The 19,590-nt window shown below is 52.2% G+C and carries 12 protein-coding genes; 7 read left to right on the top strand and 5 right to left on the bottom strand.

Annotation, left to right across the window (positions count from 1 at the left end):
• Window positions 1-1,425 precede the first annotated feature (1,425 nt).
• Complete coding sequence (locus tag V3C19_RS03905; protein ID WP_295933859.1) at window positions 1,426-2,070, top strand: hypothetical protein; 645 nt, start codon at window positions 1,426-1,428, stop codon at window positions 2,068-2,070.
• Window positions 2,071-2,256: 186 nt separating this feature from the next.
• Here V3C19_RS03905 and V3C19_RS03900 read toward each other — a convergent pair whose 3' ends face one another.
• The gene (locus V3C19_RS03900; RefSeq protein ID WP_295933856.1) at window positions 2,257-2,529 is read right to left on the bottom strand and encodes a hypothetical protein; all 273 of its coding nucleotides are present in this window, start codon (window positions 2,527-2,529) and stop codon (window positions 2,257-2,259) included.
• Here V3C19_RS03900 and V3C19_RS03895 point away from each other — a divergent pair.
• From V3C19_RS03895 to V3C19_RS03870, 6 genes are all read left to right on the top strand, one after another.
• Window positions 2,528-2,761, top strand: coding sequence for a hypothetical protein (locus V3C19_RS03895; RefSeq protein WP_295933854.1), 234 nt, complete (start codon window positions 2,528-2,530; stop codon window positions 2,759-2,761). The genes V3C19_RS03900 and V3C19_RS03895 overlap by 2 nt on opposite strands.
• Window positions 2,762-2,780: 19 nt before the next feature.
• Window positions 2,781-3,704 carry an RHS repeat-associated core domain-containing protein gene (locus tag V3C19_RS03890; protein WP_295933851.1) on the top strand — a complete coding sequence of 308 codons (924 nt, stop codon included), beginning with the start codon at window positions 2,781-2,783 and terminating at the stop codon, window positions 3,702-3,704.
• A 546-nt stretch (window positions 3,705-4,250) separates the two neighbouring features.
• Window positions 4,251-5,054, top strand: coding sequence for a hypothetical protein (locus V3C19_RS03885; RefSeq protein WP_295933849.1), 804 nt, complete (start codon window positions 4,251-4,253; stop codon window positions 5,052-5,054).
• Between the two features lie 291 nt (window positions 5,055-5,345).
• Complete coding sequence (locus tag V3C19_RS03880; protein ID WP_295933846.1) at window positions 5,346-5,711, top strand: hypothetical protein; 366 nt, start codon at window positions 5,346-5,348, stop codon at window positions 5,709-5,711.
• A 669-nt stretch (window positions 5,712-6,380) separates the two neighbouring features.
• The gene (locus tag V3C19_RS03875) at window positions 6,381-9,260 is read left to right on the top strand and encodes a PD-(D/E)XK nuclease family protein (RefSeq protein ID WP_295933844.1); all 2,880 of its coding nucleotides are present in this window, start codon (window positions 6,381-6,383) and stop codon (window positions 9,258-9,260) included.
• Between the two features lies 1 nt (window position 9,261).
• A complete protein-coding gene (locus V3C19_RS03870) occupies window positions 9,262-12,414 on the top strand; it encodes a UvrD-helicase domain-containing protein (protein WP_295933840.1) in 3,153 nt (1,050 codons plus the stop codon).
• Window positions 12,415-12,776: 362 nt separating this feature from the next.
• On the opposite strand, the gene V3C19_RS03865 is transcribed toward V3C19_RS03870, so the two are convergent.
• The 4 genes from V3C19_RS03865 to V3C19_RS03850 all read right to left on the bottom strand — a co-directional run bounded on the left by V3C19_RS03865 (window position 12,777) and on the right by V3C19_RS03850 (window position 19,529).
• The gene (locus V3C19_RS03865; protein ID WP_295933837.1) at window positions 12,777-14,210 is read right to left on the bottom strand and encodes a DUF6056 family protein; all 1,434 of its coding nucleotides are present in this window, start codon (window positions 14,208-14,210) and stop codon (window positions 12,777-12,779) included.
• A gap of 41 nt (window positions 14,211-14,251) precedes the next feature.
• Complete coding sequence (gene rseP, locus V3C19_RS03860; RefSeq protein WP_295933834.1) at window positions 14,252-15,697, bottom strand: RIP metalloprotease RseP; 1,446 nt, start codon at window positions 15,695-15,697, stop codon at window positions 14,252-14,254.
• Between the two features lie 97 nt (window positions 15,698-15,794).
• Entirely contained in the window at window positions 15,795-17,375 is a 1,581-nt protein-coding gene (locus V3C19_RS03855) for a hypothetical protein (protein WP_330937156.1), read from the bottom strand.
• Window positions 17,376-17,690: 315 nt separating this feature from the next.
• Window positions 17,691-19,529, bottom strand: a complete 1,839-nt coding sequence (locus tag V3C19_RS03850) for a hypothetical protein (protein ID WP_295933830.1) — start codon at window positions 19,527-19,529, stop codon at window positions 17,691-17,693.
• Between the last annotated feature and the right edge of the window lie 61 nt (window positions 19,530-19,590).

The following is a 19,590-nucleotide window of genomic DNA, read 5'->3' as shown; positions in this document are numbered from 1 at the left end:
GTTAGACGTTACTTTGCTTGGATCGAAAAAAATATGTTGTAAAAATTCAATTAGAAGAACTTTTACTGTATATAATAAATAGGTCCAATACAATTTAAGAAGGAAATTTCTGAATAAAGAAAGTAATAAATAGCACTGTTCAAGAGACAGGAACTGGTTAATAACGCTAGTCCGCTTTTGTTTCCCTTCACATCTTGTTCCCTTGCGTGCGCTATGTGTAACAGACTTTTCAAAATTACCCCGTTTACCTGTATACTATGATTCAACTCAAATAAATTCAATGCACTAAAACAGTAGTTAAATTCACTACAAAAGTTAATATTCATAATTCATATAATTTTAATCCTGAATGGTTTTCAACGCATCGCACAATTATGAATGAGTTGAAAACAATAGATGTTGCAATGCTTCAGTCAATATGTGGATGGTCTGATTTTAATCATGACGGAACATGGGAAGAAACTGAAGAGCTTTAATTATATATGAAAAAAACAAGTATTATTTCTATATTTTTGCATATATCACTATTACTTGTAGTATTGAATATCTTAAGAGCTAATACTAGCGATTTAAATGTAAGAATAGTTATAGTGCTAGTCGTTTTAAATTTGATATCTATAACTTCAGCATTCTTGATTATTTTTTGTGTAAAAAATAATAGAGTAAATGTAAAAAACGCATTAATAAATAAGTCAAATATTTCATGTAAGTTATTAATATTTGCAATATTTACGATGTTCTTTTTGTACATGAAAAATATATTTGAACATCTATTTGCTAATTTTTCAAATGAAGCGATCAATATATCTTATTTAATTATCATATCTACTGTTTTTTTATTGTGTGTATTATATTTTTTTATAAAAATATTAGTTTTTAACAACTTGTATAAGAAAATCATTGTTTCTATCTTTTATCTAGTTTTATTGATATCTTTATTGATTGGATGGATATTTTATCTAGCATTTTCTATTGGTAACTTTTCTGAAGTATTTATCAATTAGACGGCGCAGTCACAAGACGAGTCCTGAAAAAGACAAAATATGTTTATCATCAATCAATCGATGCATTAATGAACAGAATACTTTAATCTTGCCTTGCCTAATCTCCCTAGCTCACTCATCTGAAATCATTGATAAACAACTTTAAACTTCTGTAGTTGCCATTCGAATACCGTTGGTAGAAAAAAAATGACGTTACAAGATTATTCTGTATAATTCCGATTTGTATTAATGATCTTAATAAAGATGGGAAGCTATGTAAGGGATTTGGTTGTTGCATAGGAGAAAATAAAACAAAAATTCCTCATACTGTGGCTGTACAACAATTAACTGCGGAAGTGAATAGGTTGCTTAACAGCGAAGATTGCCCATGCAAGAATGTTTGCATTTTATCCGGACCAATAAATCAGTGAAGATTTCATCTATGAATATATTTTTATTTTGTTTTTTAACTTTATTTTTTTCTTATAGTCTATTCGGGAAAAATTCAGAAAAAGAGGTAGTTGTTAATATTTCTAATATGTCCGATATAGAAAAAGCTAATTTTTCTAGCATTTTATTATATATTGATGATTCCAATGTTTCTTGGAATAACGTATTAATATATCTAATGAAAATTAATTCAATTGGTGTAAAATATATCAGCATGGGCAAAAATGGTGATATTATAAATATATCATCGAATGGGATTGAAGATGACATCAAGGTAGTTAGGTATTCTGTCGATAAAAAAACAAAAATAAATTTTAAAAAAGAAATTAATATTGACAGCATCAATCATTCGATAGGTCAATATGTATTGATATATTGGCCCATAAATGCATGGAGGAATGACTGTCTAAGAAAAATCAGCTTAATGATTTTTAAAGCAAAAATAGACTCTTTAAAAGATAAGAAAATAGGATTGAATTTTTGTATTGATAAAAACGTTTCCATTGGTGATGTTTTCTGTTATCTATCTGTACTATCTCAACATCGTAATTGTGTAGGAATAGTTTTTTCATACAATTTTATCTTCAATCCTGAATATTATCAACTCTCTCCAAATATCAGTTCTGAACTTCCTTAGATGATTTCTTGCAGCCCCAGGCTTACGCCAGGGCGCGTGCTGCCTGAATACTACAATGCTGGCGAGAAGGGGAAAATAGCTGAAGGCAAGTTCGATTTGAAGAAACTCAAAGAAGAGCAGAAGAGGAACACCTTGCTCCCGGCCCAAAAAGTGAATCAGGAATCATTCAAAACCAAGGTGCCCCTTTCATATCACGAACACTCCCCCGAGGCCGGATGCTCCCCCCATGCTGTGGGCATGGAACGCATCTCCTCCAACGCCGGGGAGCTCTCCCCGGAACTCCTCCAGCGCGCCGATCTCAACGCCTTCCACCACGGCGCCTCCACCCTGGTCAACAGAAACGCCTCCCAGATGGGGTCCCTGCGCCGCCGCAGGGGCATGGCCCTCTTCGCGGATGCCGGGGACCACTCCCGCCTGGCCCCTACATCTATTCCAATCCGGCAACGAGCGCTTCCTCATGGAAATCTCAGGGGACGCCCTGCGCGTCCTCTCTCCGAATTCCGGCGAAGAACTCGTGGAGGAACTCGCCTACACGGCCAACGAACTCAACCAGTACACCCGGATTGAAGAAAGTAGGGAAACGCCCTTCGTACCGCACTATGACTCCAACGGCAACCAGACATTGATCAAGACCGCAACGTATACAATGTGCCAGCCGGGACGGCAATACGGTGGTAGAATGCTGCTATGACTACCAGGGCTGTCGCTATATGAAGGAAGTAACCGTCAACGAAACAGTCACCAGCCATGAACGCTACCTGTATCGGGATTATTTGCAAGTAGCGGCCCTGGACATGCTCAACAGCCGGAACGTGGTCTGGAATCGGTGGCCACGCGGCCTCTGGCTCTGGTGCAGGATGCCTCTCTTTACTGCTATGGATGGGACATTCAACAAGAATGTGACGGAGGTGTTCGATGGGCAGGGAACTGTTGCGGCGGCTTACGACTACTCTCCCTATGGACAGGTTGCTTCCACGGGAGACCTTGTCCAGCCCGTGCAGTGGAGCAGCGAGATGAACGATGAAGAGTTAGAGCTGATCTATTGCAACTACTGTTCTTACAATCCTGCCGATGGCAGGTGGATCAATCATGACCCCATCGCTGAAGAAGGGGGATGGAATCTCTATCTTTCAAATGGTATAACATATTTATCGGATTATGTAGGGCTTAACAGATATATTACACATTTTGATATAGCAGGGTATGGAGGATCTGGAACAACAACACTACATGTTGGAGTAGCAGTAGATCAATGGATTGAAAAAGAGGGGAAATATATTAAGAATGGAATTGTAACATATGATTTTGCGGCTGTTTTAACAGAGAAAACGGGGTTTTGGTGTTCTGTTGGGAATATTCTGAATTGCATATCTTCTATTGTAATTGCAAAAGGAAAAATGGTATCATCAGAAGGTTTAAATCTTGAATCTCCCATTACAATGAATTCATCTCCATGCCAAGATATCGAGATGCTTTCTAAATTGAAGGAGGATGAAGCAGATCCGCCATTATATAACTTGATATTCAGTAGTTGTATAATATGGTCTAGTAATGCTGCAGCATATGGAATGGATAAACCAGGAATTGGGAAATGTTGCAATCCGGACGGAACAATATTTAAATCCAATGAATAAATTATCTAAAAATCCGTTAACATACATTTTAGTTTTTTTATTTTACTGTCATTATTTGCGATACATGACTATATGGTAGTATACTGTAAAATGCAAAATTTGATTGTAGACAGCGTATGGAAAAATATTCATATATTTATTATTTTTCTAATATTATTCTTTTATATATCTTTGTTATTTTTATCAAACAGAAAAGTAAGAAAGTGTATAATTATTAGCATTTTTATATTATTATTGTTTCTGTTTATGACATTAACGGTAGTTTGTATACCCTAATAAGTCTGGAATTATACTCGTATTTTTTTACTTATTATTTATATAAAAACAGATGAAAAAATTGCTTATCAAAAATTTTATGAGGCAGCGAAACGATATCAAACGCTGAAAAAAAAGACATATTCAAGTTGTTTTGAATTATGTCTGGCTATGGCAGAATATGCAAAGGTATTTTTAAAAAGTGATTTAGGAAAAGGAATGATTGAAATTTCTGCTAGATATTGTATTACACGTTGTAATAAAATGCACAAAGGATTAGATTGATAAAACATGAACCATATCATCAATATAGCTATATTCAGTGTTATGATTATAAATGTTGCCCAGGCACGGGATGATATAGCAACCTTGAAACAGATGGTTCAATCTATAGATTCATTTCAAGATTGCGATGTGATGAAATTTATAGATTCCAATCCGGATTTGAACGACATTGCAAGATTTGCGCAGATTCCATATTATCGGGATAGGTTTGAAGCGTGGAAGAATACTAAGACAGTTACCTCTGGTGTTATCAAATTTAAAAAAGACAATATAGCCGGGAGGTCCAATGATATTATTGGAATAGATAGGCAAACCAGAAAACCTGTTCCGAGTTTCTGTATGTTTGGCGGTCGAGATGCTGCAATTTACATATATCAAGTTTTAAAAATAGGGCAAACCATGTATTTGTGCCACCAATGGTATAATGAATCATGGAAGCCTGCCCATAATGAATGGGGAATGTCCAGCGTAATAATTAAACACGATTCTCCGCAAAACAGGGCCGTTATGTTTTTTTTGGATGAAGAAAGAAAACCATATTTCTTACCATGTGGCGTTGCTTCAATCTTGTATGAAAAAAAAGATCAGAAGATTGTATTAACATTTTTTGATCGAAAGAATCAGCTTGCTGAATTAAATAATGCAGGATACCGTATTTCTAAAATAGAAGCTTCATATGGCACTGATGACGTAACGTGTTATTTGAATGATGAAAGAATTGATATGCAATGGTTCAAAATGGGAAATTGGAGAGAAATGATGATTTATAATTTGTGGACTTACGGTAATGGAATCGACTGGAAGGACTGACGAGTTAATAAATTGTGCGATTCATGGACATCGTTTCAATTCTGAAATAGAAAGGAACAATGAAAATGGATTCCAATCAGTACATTCCCATCTCCTATGCCACTTTCAAAGCTCTGCACCGGAATAACATTTCGTGCTACAATATAATGCCCTTGGCAATCAGATCTTGGTCAAAACTTTAATAAGAGTCTGGATAGTCGTGCACAACGCTGTCAACCGGGCGATGAGTTTCACCAGCCAGGACGACAATATAGTGGTAGAATGCTGATATGACTACCAGGGCTGCCTCACATGAAGAAAGTAACCGTCAACGAAACAGTCACCAGCCATGAGCGCTACCTGTACCGCGGTTATTTGCAAATAGCGGCCCTGGACATGCTGGGCAACCGGAACGTGCTTCGGACACTATTATGGAATCCCTTGGAACCCATTTCCACGCGGCCTCTGGCTCTGGTGCAGGATGCCTCTCTTTACTGCTATGGATGGGACTTCAACAAGAATGTGACGGAGGTATTCGATGGGCAGGGAACTGTTGTGGCGGCTTATGACTACTCTCCCTATGGACAGGTTGCTTCCACGGGAGACCTCGTCCAGCCGGTGCAGTGGAGCAGCGAGATGAACTCTCCTTCACTTTCTTTCCTGCATGGGGAAACATGACGCACACGGCCTGATGAGGAACCCGGCGGAGCAATTCTTTCAGTTTCAAGTTCAGGGAATCCGTCAGCTCCGCATCATCCTGCAGGATGAGCACCCAGTCCTCCGTGCAGGAGGCAGCCTGCTCAATGGCGCGGCGCATGACCTGCTTGCACCCGGTCACGCGGCAGACGTATTCCGGAGCCTGTCTGAACCGTGCTACGCCATACGCTTCCCAATCATTCCGTTCTTCCGGAGGAATATCTTCCATGGCGGCGATGCGCACGCCATCCACCCATTCCCAGGCAAGCCCCTGAACGGAGAGACGCTGTGCCATGGTTTTGCGTTTTGGAGAATCTGGAAGACTGACTACGAGTATCTTGTACATTCCTAGGAATATGAGCCTGCGCCGCGGAAGTCAACAAATCCTACAGGTAATAAGGAAGATGCCCATGTCCTTCCCAGGCTTGCAACCCATGACCGTTTGATTAACAGCATGATTAGGAAAAACATAAGGATAAACATTTATTCCGTGTGCAAAGACATGCCGCGGGCGACGAAAAATGCTGCAGAATAAAACAATGCCGGCGACGATAAAAAAGAATGGGAAAAGGGCGCTTTTTCCATTAATATTTCCGTACCGTTTCCCCACTCTGCCCGCCCCCTCCGGAAACGGTATCCATTCTCCCTCCCATGCACCGCTTTTTTCTATCCTGGGACAAACCAGCCTGCCGCGCCGTGGCGGAACGCCTGCTTGCCGTGGAAATGGACTTCTACAAGCACGCGGTACTGGTTCCCACCCGTGAATCTGGCAGGCAGCTCAGGGAATTCCTGACGGCCTCCTGCCCCGGGAAAGCCGTGTTCCCTCCGCGCGTGCTTCCGGCGGACCAATTCATCCAGCCGGAAGAGGAGGAAAACGAAGCCACCCGCCTGGAGGAACTGGCGGCCTGGATGCAATCCCTTGGAGACGCCCCCCACCGGCTCTATCCGCGCCTGTTCCCCAAGCGCATGCCGGATGACTTCTCCAGCCTTCTGGACATGGCGGCGGCCCTCCAAGCCCTCAGCCATTCCATGCTGAACCAGGGCGTCACCTGCGGGCAGGCCGCGGACGCCTGCGCCGGCATGGACGAACGCTGGCCGGACCTGTCCCGCCTCTTTTCCCGGTGCGGCGAACATCTGGACGGATGGCAGCTCCGGAACCGGACGGAATCCTTTCTTCAGGCAGCCGCCCCTTCCCGCCTGGCGGCCACCCTGCTGGAAACGGGCGGTCAAATCATCGTCGCCTGCGTGCCGGACATCCCCCGGCCGCTGAAACACGCCCTCCGCCATGCGGAAGAACAGGGCATTCCCGTGCAAATATGGGTTCACGCTCCGGAAGAGGAACGGGACGCCTTTGACGATTGGGGCTGCCCCAGACCGGAAATTTGGGCTGAACGTGTCATCCCTGTACGCGAGGAACAAATCCGCGTAACACCGGGCCCCGGCAGTCTGGCCGCAGAGACGTGCCGCATCATCGCGCAAACGGCGGAATCCGGAAAAACGGACCTCGCCCTGGGCGTATGCGACCCGGACATGAACATAGCTCTGGATGCACGGCTCAGATCATACGGCTGGGGCTTGTACAACCCGGAAGGCAGGCCCTTTGCCGGAACAGGCATCATGGACCTGCTGCGCCACCTCCTGCTGGCCATGGAGGAAAACGGAAAAGCGCGGCCCGTGTTCAACCTCATGCGCTCTTCCCTGCTCTGCACCTCCCTGGGCATTCGGGACCAGCAATACTGCTGCGCCTCCCTGGACAGGGTGCGGCAAAAATACCTGCCAGAAACGGAGGAATACCTGGTCAAGCGCCTCCGTACCGACTATCCGGGCGCCATCCCGTCCGTGTGCAAAATTCTGGAATGGAGGGACTGCATGAAAGAGCCGGGACGGCTGGGAGAACGCCTGCTCGCGTGGCATCCGGCGCTGGCGGACGCCTATGGGGCGGATACGGAAGCGGCGGAAGTCTTCCATTCCTGCATCTCCGGCCTGGCCCGCCTCCAGAAAAAAAGCGGCCTCTTTTCCGCTCCGGCCACGGCCCTTCAATTGCTGATGCGGTGTCTCCACGCCGCCCGCGTCAAGAACGGCAGAAAGGAACACGCGGTGCTGGATGCGCTAGGGTGGATGGAACTCCATTTCCGCCCGGAAAAAAACCTCATCGTGACCGGACTGAATGAGGGCATTGTCCCGGAAGGAGGCATGGCGGACCAATTCATGCCGGAACCGCTCCGGGAATCCCTGGGCATGGACTCCTTTTCCCGGAAAAAGGCGCGGGACAGCTTCCTGCTCACGGCCCTGATCCACTCCCGGGAACGGGAAGGAAGCCTCTTCTTCATCCTGTCCCGGACGAGCAGCAGGAACGATCCCCTGACGCCTTCCTCCCTGCTGATGCGCTGTGCAGATGAAGAGCTGCCGCGCCGCGTGGAACTGCTCTTCCGTGAATGCTCCGCGCCGGAACCGCCGCTGCCCTACCGCCGCGGAGGCTGGCACATCCAGCCGGCGGAAGGCTGGAAAACGGCCACGGACATCACCTCCATGGCTCCCGGGTACCGGAACCCGTGGAAAGAACGGGAAAAACCCTTTTCCCCCACCACGCTGAAAAACTTCCTGGCCTGCCCCATGCGCTTCTGGGTGAGGGAGGCCCTGCACCTGAATGCGGACGAATTCCAGCCGGACAAGGAAGACATGGCCGCCAATGAACTGGGAACCATGCTTCACGACGTGCTGGAACAATTCTGCCGGCTTCACCCCTCCCTGGAAGACGGAATGACCACGGCCGCCCTGCAAAGGGAAATCGGGGAAATACTGGATGAAACATTCACGCGCCAGTATGGCAGCCGCCCTCTCATGCCCCTGCTCCTGCAGAAGCGCTCCATGGAACAGCGGCTGAATGTGTACGCGGAACAGCATTTGGAGGACCTCCGGAACGGATGGACATGCATCGCCTTTGAACAATCGGTGGAAAACTGGCGGCTGGAGGACTTCAGCATGAGGTTCCGCATTGACCGCATTGACCGCCACGCGGACGGCTCCCTGCGGGTCATTGACTACAAGACCGGCAAGACGGACTCCTGTGAAAAAAAGCACCTGGGGTCCATGAAGCGCCCGGATGCCCTGCCGCTGCTCTCCCCGGCCCTGCACCCTTACACCAGACGGCAGAAAAACGGAAAGGCGGTCCACTTCCGCTGGAAGGACCTGCAACTGCCCCTCTATGTCCTCTGGGCCATGGAAGAATACCGCGGCCGTCCTTCCGCCGCTTATTACGCACTTCCCGCCAATCCACTGCACATCGGCATCTCCGCATGGGACACGCTGCATGATCCCCAGCCTGGATGCGACATGTGCGCCCTGGAAAGCGCACGCTCCTGGATTCTGGAACTCATGCGCCTCATCCGCGAAGGGCGCGGCCTCATCACGGCGGAAGAACTGGGCTGGGATACCCCTTCCTATGACGTCTTCAAGGACCTTGTCTCCTCCAGCCATGAAACCCTTCAGGATCTGCTGGGACTGAACATCACGCCCCACCTGCCGTTCTGACATGTCCGCCCTGACCAACATCCTCATTTCCGCCTCGGCCGGCACGGGAAAAACCTACCAGCTCTCCCTGCGCTTCCTGGCCCTGCTGGCGCTGAACCGCGGCAGCCATCCGGAGCGGCTCATCGCCGTTACCTTCACCCGGAAAGCCGCCGGAGAATTCAAGGACCGCATTCTAACGGACCTGGCGGCCGGAGCCACGGACTCCGCAGGAGCCGCCCGCCTCAGGGACCGCCTCTGGACCGTCATCAAGGGCACTCCGGAAGAACCGGGGCTCTGGCCGCAGGCCGCGGAGGCCTGGAAGAAGGAACACCTTTGCCAGGAACGTTTCCGGCACATGCTCCGGCTGCTCGTCCAGCAGCTCTCCCGCCTCAACCTCTGCACCATTGACAGCCTGTTCGCTCAGATTGCCGCGACCAGCACCTTTGAACTGGGAGTCAGCGGATTCAGCATGATAGACACCACTGCGGAAAAACTTGCCCGCCGGGAAGCCCTGCTCACCCTGTACCGGGAATGTTCCCTGAACCCGGAACAGGAGCAAAGCTTTGAAGACGCCTTCCTTTCCGGAGCGGACTCCGACGCTGAAGCCGCGGACGCGGAAGACTCCATGACCCGCAGGCTCAACACCTACCATGAACTCTTCCTGGATGAGCCGGACGCCGGAAAATGGGGTAATCCCGCCACACTGGGCTTCACGCCGGAAGAACTTCTCCCTCCCGTTCCGCTGGAACGGTTCAACGCCGCGCTGCACGCCCTGATGGACCGGGCGCGGGACATGCCTGCGCCGGAAGGCAGGAACGGGGCAAAAAACAAGGAAATGTTCCTGCGCTTTCTGAACGGATTCTCGACATACGTCAAGCTGGGACGGTTGAAATTCCACGATACGGAAAAAAAACTCACCATGGAAGAGGCGCGGGAGAAATTCCGGGACTTCTGGTCTCCTCCCCTGGATGAACTTATTCAAAGCTGGCTGCGGATGGAAACTCTTCAGGCGCTGCACCGTACCCGCTCCACGCACGGCCTGATGCGCATCTTTGAGGACAAATACTCCGCCCTGGTCCGGAACAAGGGCAGATTCCTGTTCCACGACGTCACGCGCATGCTGGGGAACGGAGCCGTCACTCCGGAACTGAAAAGAGACCTCCAGTACCGCATGTACTGCCGCTACGACCACTGGATGCTGGACGAATTCCAGGACACCTCCCAGTCCCAGTGGCGCGTGATCAAGCCGTTCCTGGACGACCTGACAGACACCCGGGAGGAGCAGGAAGGCAGCATCTTCGTGGTGGGGGACCTCAAGCAAAGCGTGTACCAATGGCGGGGGGGGGACCCGGAACTTTTCCGCTCCGTCGCCGGGCAGCTCCATCTGGAGGAGCGCGGCATGGCCACCTCCTACCGCTCCGTGCAGCCCGTGCTGGACATGGTCAACGACATCTGCGACTACGCCCGGACGGCAGCGGACTGCGGACAGGCGGCGCTGGAACAGTGGGGGGACTACCCGTCCCACGTCTGCGCAGCCGCCCTGGCCTCCCGTACGGGATGCGCCCGTATCTGGCAGACACCCAGGACGGAGGAAACTTCCGCCAATGACCTGGTGTGCCAGGCCCTGGCCGATATTCTGGAACAGGCAAACGCCCTGCGGCGCGGCCTGGACGTCGCCGTTCTGGTCAGCACGAGAAACCAGGCCCTGATCGTCCGGGAATGGCTGACTTCCCACGGCTGGCCGGCGGAAGTGTGCGACGACGTGCCCGTGGGCCAGGACTCCCCACTGGGAAAAACCCTGCTGTCCTTCTTCCGGTGGCTTCTTTCTCCGGGGGACGCCTTTATCTCCGGGCTGCTTTCCCACTCCCCCCTCCATCCCCTCATCAATCCGGAGCGCAGGCCGGGCATGGACTGGAACGAATGGCATATGGTGCTGGAGCGCGAGGGATACGCCGCCGTCATGACGGAACTGGAAAAAAGAATGGCCCTGGCAGGGGTGGAACTGACGGACTTCCACCGGGACCGCCTCTCCGTCTGGATGAACGAGGCGGAACAGGTGGACGAACACGGCGCATCCCTGGACGAATGGATACGCCATATGGAAGACCTGACGCGCCGGGAGGATCCCTCCGGAGGAATCGTCCGCATCATGACCATCCATAAATCCAAGGGGCTCGGATTCGACATGGTCATCCTGCCCCAGATAGGCAAGGACGCCCCCTTTGCGGACAGCCGCCACTTGACCCACTTTGTGAAAAGGGACGGAAACGGCCTCGTTGAGGGTATCGTCATGGCCCCCTCCAAGCAGGTATACACCGCCGTCCCACAATTTCACGCCCTGTACGAATCATGGAAGGCGACACAGCAATTCGACGGATTCTGCAAACTCTACGTAGCGCTCACCCGCGCCAGGCGCGCCTGCCATATCATCCTGCCCGGCCGGGAAAGCAAGGGAGAACTCAAAACTGAATCCATGTGGAAAATCATCCGGTACGCCGCTCTGGCCGTTTCATGCGGTACGGAAGACACGCTGCCGGAATCGGGGGCGGAATGCCTCTACTCGCGGGGGGAACCGGAATGGTATGCGGAACTTCCCGAAACGGACATCCGGACCGGACTGGAAAACGTTCCCGAATGGCCCGTTCACAAGCCGCTTCTCAGGCAGCGCGTGTCCCCTTCCGGCCTGGCCATGGAAAACGACTTTTTCCGGAGCATGCAGAATGCCGCTCTGCGGGAATCGGCCGCATTCGGGTCGACCGTCCATGCCGTCTTTGAACGGATTACCCGTTGGAATCAGGAAGACAGGCCACACTGGGCCCTTCACCCCGCCACGGAGGCGGAACGCACCGTGGCGGCATGCTTGAATGTACCCGCCATCAGGGAACTCTTCATGCCGGCGGAAACGGCTATTGTCATGAAGGAGCAACGCATTGAAGCCATTGACGGGAATATCTGGATTTCCGGCGTTATTGACAGGCTGGTCATTGACGGCGATTCCGCCTGCATCGTGGACTTCAAGACGGACCATGCGGACACGGCGGAACAGCTCCGGGAACGCCACGGGGTTCAGCTACAAGCCTACGCCCGCATCGTTTCCAAAATAACCGGCATCCCCACCAGCCACATTAGGCGTGTGATTGTTTCAACGCACTTGAAAACAGTTATTTCGGCATAGGTACTCTGGACGAAAAAACAGCCGCCGACAGAAAGAGGGGCTGCCCTTCCCGGCCATCATCTTCACGGTCTCTCCATTCCCTTCCGAAACAGGCGGTTCTTATCAATGCGGCGGGTACCTGCCAGCAGAAACGTATCAATTTGCTCATGCTGCTAAAAAGGATAGTTGATGAATCCTTTCAATGCCGGGCTCCATCCGGAGGGGAGTCCCATGCGCGTACGGCAATTGTATTACAGTCAAATGGCGATGCCGCATGAACTTCCCATCATCCGGCAAAATCGTGGCCCCCGTGTCAACGCATCCGCCACGTTTCACACAAAACTCCATGCGCCGGACACGTCATGCAGCCATTTCTCCGGGTCTCAATCCTGCTCCCCGGAACTTTCAAAACAACACCGGGACGAGGGTTCCCGGTCGCCGCATATATCCACACGGATGCTTTCAATCCCCAGGTAACGCGCTACCGAGCTGTTGATAAACTCATCCGGATCTGCGCTGCACATCCGCCACATGACGGAAACGTAAGGAGCCAGCGGAACCGGTTCGTACGGAGGAACCACAATGCTTCTTTTCCCCTCCGCCAACTCATGACGAATGAGGGCTTTCCTCTCCTCGCACTGGCGGTGGATGCGCGGAAAGGCGTCCAGATACCCGGCACATACCCACAGGGCCAGCCCTCCGGCCGCCGCCAGGATGCAGGCGGGAACCCAGGGCCTGGGCGCCCGGTCCATCCACACGCCGTACAATCCGAGCACGCCCGTCATCATCAGGACAGTGGCGGAAAACATGGCATGCCATGCCGGAACAACGCGCACGAAAAAGCTGACGGCCATGGCATGGGCCACCAGAATGAACAGCAGGCTGGCGGAAACACGGCGCCCCGCCGTCCCACTCCATACACGCCGCCCCTGCCGCCACGCGAGCAAGGCCAGGGCCAGTGCGGCGACGGCAAGCAGAACCTTCGGCAACCGCATGAACTCGTAAAAGGCATTCAACAATTCAGGAATGGAACCGAAGCGTTCTCCCCAGGACTGAAGAACGGCCGCCCCGCCTGCAGTCTCCGAATGCAGGCGGGCCGTATTGCCGGGCGCCAGCAGAAGGCAGGCTCCCCCTATGGCATGGGCGGCCCATCCCGCAAAAAACCACCGGGGCAGGCTGCGCCCCTTCCAACGGGCATGCAGCCAGAACAAAAACAGCATGCCCAGGGAAGCCGGGACCTGGTTCTCATTAGTCATTCCGGCGGCAAACCCTGCCACGCCAATCCAGAACCAGGAAAAAGGCCTGTCCTGAATCCGGGAACTTTCCGCCCACAAGCCACGGTACAGGCACAGAAATCCCAACCATACGGCGGCCGCCCAGGCGTAATTCGTCCCTCCGGACAGCCAGAACATCGTGATACCCGGCCTGGAAGAAGAAGTCAGAAGCAGCAGCCCCCCCACAGTAAACAGCAGCACGTCCCGCCAGTCTCCAGGACGTACCCGCCTCCCCCGCGCCAGATAAAACATCATCAGCGCCAGGGAAAGAACCACAAACGGATTAACCAGGCAAAACAACCACTTCCCGGCCGTCGCGGTAAAAATAGCCAAAAACTCCCCCAGCCTGGGATTCCAGTTCAAGTAGGACCACCAGCAACGTTCCAGCACTGGCCAGAAGGAAAGGCGGTGCTGCGCCCCAAAGACGGAATGCATGAAACTGTCCCCGGTAAACGGAGTCCACCAGGTCAGGAGCATGGCATAAACCAGGAACGCCAGCACCACGCACCGGAACAGGACACGCACAGCAAAGGAACCCTTCATACCAGAAAGCCGGGAACCGCAGCCCCCCGGCCAGAGGGAAATTAATCCGTTACGGCCCTGAACACCGGATCAGGCAGTTTGGAAGGCTTCTTGCCGAAAAACTCTCCCACATCCTTGAACGTCACGAACAGGAAAAAGCCCATCAGCAAGAAGACGAACCCGAACTGGACGAACTCCAGCACCTTCACATTCAGAGGACGCCGGAAAATCAGCTCAATCGTATTCATCACCACGTGGCCTCCGTCCACCACGGGAAGGGGCAGGATATTCAGAATGGCCAGGTTCACGTTCAGCACCACGGAAAACCACAGTGCCAGCTTCCACCCTTCATCCAGGGAAAACATCCTGTAAAACTGGTTGGCGATTCCTACGGGACCGGAAAGATGCTCCACGCCCACGTTGCTGCCGGGCGCAACAACTTTCGCCAGGGTATCCCCCATCCATTTCAGGCTCTGCCTGATCTGGGCCCACGGCGTAGGATGCACGGTCACATCGCGGCCTACGGCGCTTAAATCCCAGACCACCCCCAGGATGGGCTGGGCGCCCTTCAGCAGGGAGCCGTCCTGGCTGTTATGCCAATTCTCAGGCAGCCTTCCCTGCACGGTCACCTGGCGCACGGTTCCATCCTTGCCCGTTACATCCAGCATCAGGGGTTCTCCCTTCTTCAACGGAACATCCAGAGCGGACGGATTCCAGACATGCACGCCGTTGACGGCGGTGATGGAATCCCCCGCCTTCAAGCCGGCCTGGGCCGCAGGGGAATTGGGCAGAACTTCCCCCACCACGCAGGGAATGGCCTGCATCAGCCCCACCTGGCGCATGCCGGAACGCTGCCACCACTCCGTTTCCGGAATCCTGAACCCGCAGGCGATATCCAGCTCGCCCGGCGTTCCGGGCCTTTGAATCGTGAACGTCACCTTGTCCTTTTCTCCCAGCATGATCAGCTCGCGCACGCCTTCCATGTTGCCCGCCCACTTGGTCACAGGGCGGCCGTCCACCTTCACGATCTTGTCGCCGGGCAGAATGCCGGCCTGGGCGGCGGGACTGTCCGGCGCCACGAATCCGACGGTGGTTACGCCCATCTCAAAATCCGGCTTGCCCACCAGCCAGACGGCTACGGCAAAAAGCACGGCCAGCAGGAAGGAAGCGACGGGTCCGGCGGCGGCCACAATAATCTTGTCCAGCGGCTTGACGGGCTTCAAATCCTTGGGAAGTTCCACGGACCCTTCAATGGCCTCCATGGGAGCCATCTGCGGCAGGGACACGAAGCCCCCCGCCGGAATCCAGCCCAGCCCCCACTGAACGCCGTTGATGGTCTTCTTCCAAATGGGACGGCCGAACCAGATCTGGAACCTGTCCACATAAAGGCCGCGCCAGCGCGCGGCAAAAAAATGCCCCAGTTCATGAACGAAAATCATGAAATTGAACAACATCACCACACCAAAAATAATGGCGGCGGTCGTAAGAATAGAAAGAACGCTATCCATGATAGTAAGTAAAAAATAAAATATACCAGGCCGCGCTTCCGCTCAAGCGGCAACCATGCCATACGGAAAAACGCGGAAGGCCGGCAGCCATGACGCCTCACGGCATTTTCCTGCCGGTCTTCTGCAGAACCGGACCTCCCAGTCCGATCATGTCATCCACCGGCACGTCCACCATCTTCACGCCTGTCCTGTACTTCATCCGTATCCGCAGGCTTTTCACCTCCTCCGCGTTCCTGATCTCAAAGTTCTGGTACCAGCTCTGTTTCTTTTCCTGAGACCCCCATGTGATCAAATTCGCTCTCTTTTCAGGTCCGGCGTTTTCCCAAATCCTCCCTTTGCCGTCCACCAGTTCAAACCTCTCCAGGTCAAACGGAGCCCCTTCCACTTCCAGGAAAACGGAGACCGCTATGAACCCTTTTTTCAACTCCTTCACATCTTGCAGCTTCAAACGGCAGAAAGGAGCCTCCCCCGCGCCTGCTACATCCCGCTCCCCTTCTCCGGTATTCTCCGTTCCCGGTACCGGAAACTGCAATTCCGCTCTTTCCATCAAGGGTAATTCATAAACAGGACTTTCCTGCATGGCGGCTACGGGCAAGCGCAGCGTTCCCCTCACACGCAGCCATTCCGCTCCGGGTGAAGCCAGGCTCAAACACTTGCCGTCCACTCCAATCACCCCGTTTCCCCCTCTGCCCCTCCAATGACTTAGGTGGTACAGGTCAAACACGGCCGGAGCCAGCGTACGCCCGGTGGAATCCGTCACTTCCAGACTCTGCTCTTTCAAATCACACCTTCTGCCGAAAACCGCAGGAGCCTTCGTCTTCGCTTCAATAAAAAATACCATTTGTCTCTGATCAGCGGCATCGGCAAATATTTCATCACTACCCAGCAGGAAACCTGCCAGTTCCGCCGTTGCAGGCCTTTCTCCATTTGCCGCCCGAATACAGGCGGCATTCGTCACCGGAGGCTTTTCCGGTCTCTCTTCAACGGGATCCTTTCCATTCCCCTCCCTGACAAGGCCCGCCAGGGACATCCTGCTGTCCATCAGTGCTTTGCACCTCCGCAAATTCTGTGAATGCCTGACCAGCACCCGCAATTCCCCTTCCTCCACAGGATTGATATCCCAGCTTCCTCCCAACCTTCCACATTCCCAATCCTCTGATACTGCAAGCGGTATTCCGTCCGTTGTCTGCAGCTCCATGCCGCGAATGCTCAGCGGAACATCCGCTTCCACTTCCAGCCTCAACAACTTTTTACCTCTTCTCAATTCCGCTTCGGCAGGCAGGGCATCCCGGTACTCGCTCACCACAATCCTTGCCTCCACGTCCTCTGCGCTGCCGTCCTTCCCCAAACCACCTCCCTTCAATACAAGCGGAGAGGAAGCCCCCTCCACCAGTTTTACCATTACCGGGTCGGCCTCGGCCTCCTCCCGGGAGACGGCAAACGAAACTTCTCCTTTCATCCTCACCCATTGCGCTCCGGCAGACGGCATCCAGCCCAGGGCCTCCACAATCAAAACGCTTTTGTCGTCAGAAGTCAAAAAATGGCACTTCATATCCGGAACCTTCATATCCGGAGCCGTCTTCCCTTTGGAATCCTCCATCCTCACTCGTACTGACTTGTCCTCACACCAGTCTATTTTCCAGCCGGGAGCATGGGATACGGCCCAACACGGAATCATATTCCAATTTTTCTTCGTATCTTTATCCCAAATATTCTTTGCCACACTCAAAGTCTCCAATGTCAATTGCAAAGACGGCAGAGAAACATCTTCATCAGCCGGAGGGGAACACAAACCGGAAAAACCGGTCACGGCAGACAGTAACAGCAGAATGGATTTTTTCATCACAGGATAGGTTGAATATAAAAATTCAGAAATCGTAATATAAACAGCAACAACATATTCCATCAAAGAAAAGACCGCGTTTTTTTCCAGAATCTCAGGCAGTCCGGAACCTTGAAGCGGAAGGCGCCGTAATAATTGGATATCTCTCCATCACGGCTGCTTTACGGCAAAAGTCTGCGGCAGAAGACCTCCAAGTCCGATTTTACAATCCACGGGCACATCCACCGTTTCCATATCGGCCTTGTACTTCAGACGCACCCGGAGTTTTTCCATGCCGGCGGCATTCCCGATTTTAAAATTATGGTTCCAAGACCTCTTTTGATCTTTGGGACTGAATGAACGTCCGGTTCCGGCAGACTCAATGTTTTTCAGGGGAACACCGTTGCCGTCCACCAATTCAAAACACTCCAGGTCAAACGGCACGCCTTCCACTTCCAGAGCAACCGTTACCTGCACGCCTCCATGTTCCTTCTCCTCCACGTTTGCCAGGCTCAACAGGCAATTAGCGGTATCCCCCACAGCCGCCACATCATGGACATTCTCACCGTCATCAGCCCTCCCCGGCACGGGAATCTGCAATTCCGCCTCTTTCTGCAGCGGCAATTCATACACGGGACCATCCCGCACGACGGCTACAGGCACGCGCAAGGTTCCTTGGACACGCAGCCATTCCGCTCCTGGAGAAGCCAGTCCTGAACATTCGCCGGAAAATCTGCTCCATGTCATCCCTTCCTCTCCGGCCCCGGAAGACAGCCATGTCAGGTCAAACACGGCCTGGCCCACTACATGCCCCAGGGAATCAGACACCTCCAAACTTTGTTTCTCCACATCGGCACGGTCTCCGAAAACAGCAGGCTGTTTTACTGCCAGATCAAGATCCATCCATATGGAATCGGCCCCGGACGCCGACACATCCCGGCTTCCAACACTTAAAAGGGACAGCCAGGCCGAAACCTTTTCTCCCTCCGTTTTAACAACGCCGGAAAAAGGCTTGGCGGCATCATCCGAAGCTGGCGGCCTTTTAGAGGAAGACTCGCATTTGCCGTCGAACTCCTTGATTTCCTTCCCCTCAAACAATCCGGACAGAGATGCCTTGTGGTCAATCAAAATCCTGTGTCTCCTCAAGCCCTGCGAATACCTGACTGACACTTGTAATTCACCCTCCTCCACAGGATCAATATCCCATGCCCGAACCGTTGTTTTGGAACGCCAGCCCATCGGTTCCGGCTGTTCCGGAAATGTTTCGTCGCGGTCAACATCAAAGTCCAGCAAAAAATCAATAATTCCTCCCAGCGCCAGCACTTTTATCATACTTAGGTCACTCTCTCCCGTCATTACCGGCATTCCTTCTACTGTCTGCAACTCAATATCGCAAATGCCTACCGGCGCCTCCGATACTACTTTCAGAATCAACTTCTTTTTTTTCCTCTCCTTTCCGGAATGCTCCCCACCATAGTAATCCACCACCACCATGTCCGCCTTTACATCCTCTGCCCGGCCATCCTTCCCCATTCCCGCATCTTCCAGCACCAGAGGCACGGAAGCCCCCTTCGCCAGCTTTACCCTGACGGGCTCCGTCACGGCCTCCCGGCAGGAAATGACAACCGGAAGCTCCCCCTTCGCTTCCACCCACTGCGCCCCGGCGGACGGCAGCCATTCAGGAACATCCATACGTCCGAAAATCCTGTCCTCAAGATTTAAGAACATGCTCTTCACATCCGGAGCCTTCCGGCCCACGGAATCCTTCAGGGTCACACGGACCGGTTCATCATGGCAGCAATAAATTTCCCAACCTGGTGCCTGCGGCACCAGCCATCCCAGCAGTACGTTCCAACCTTTCTCACGATCCGCCGGGCGGCGTTTTCCCTTCAAAACCATCTGCTTCAACTCCAGGCGCAATGGAGGCGGTGAAATTTCCTCCCCGGGAGAAAGGGAACCCAAACCGGAAAAACCGGTCGCAACAGACAGCAGGAGAGCAGGTATCTTCATGATGGTAAAAGCGTACGATAGTTTATTGTAAAAAATTATAAGCCGATAAAAATAAGATATT

This window comes from Akkermansia sp. AE01SA01 (genome assembly GCF_036417395.1).
Classification (GTDB): domain Bacteria; phylum Verrucomicrobiota; class Verrucomicrobiia; order Verrucomicrobiales; family Akkermansiaceae; genus Akkermansia.
The sequence above is the reverse complement of the archived record's forward strand: the minus strand, read 5'-3'. Positions and strand labels throughout refer to the sequence as shown.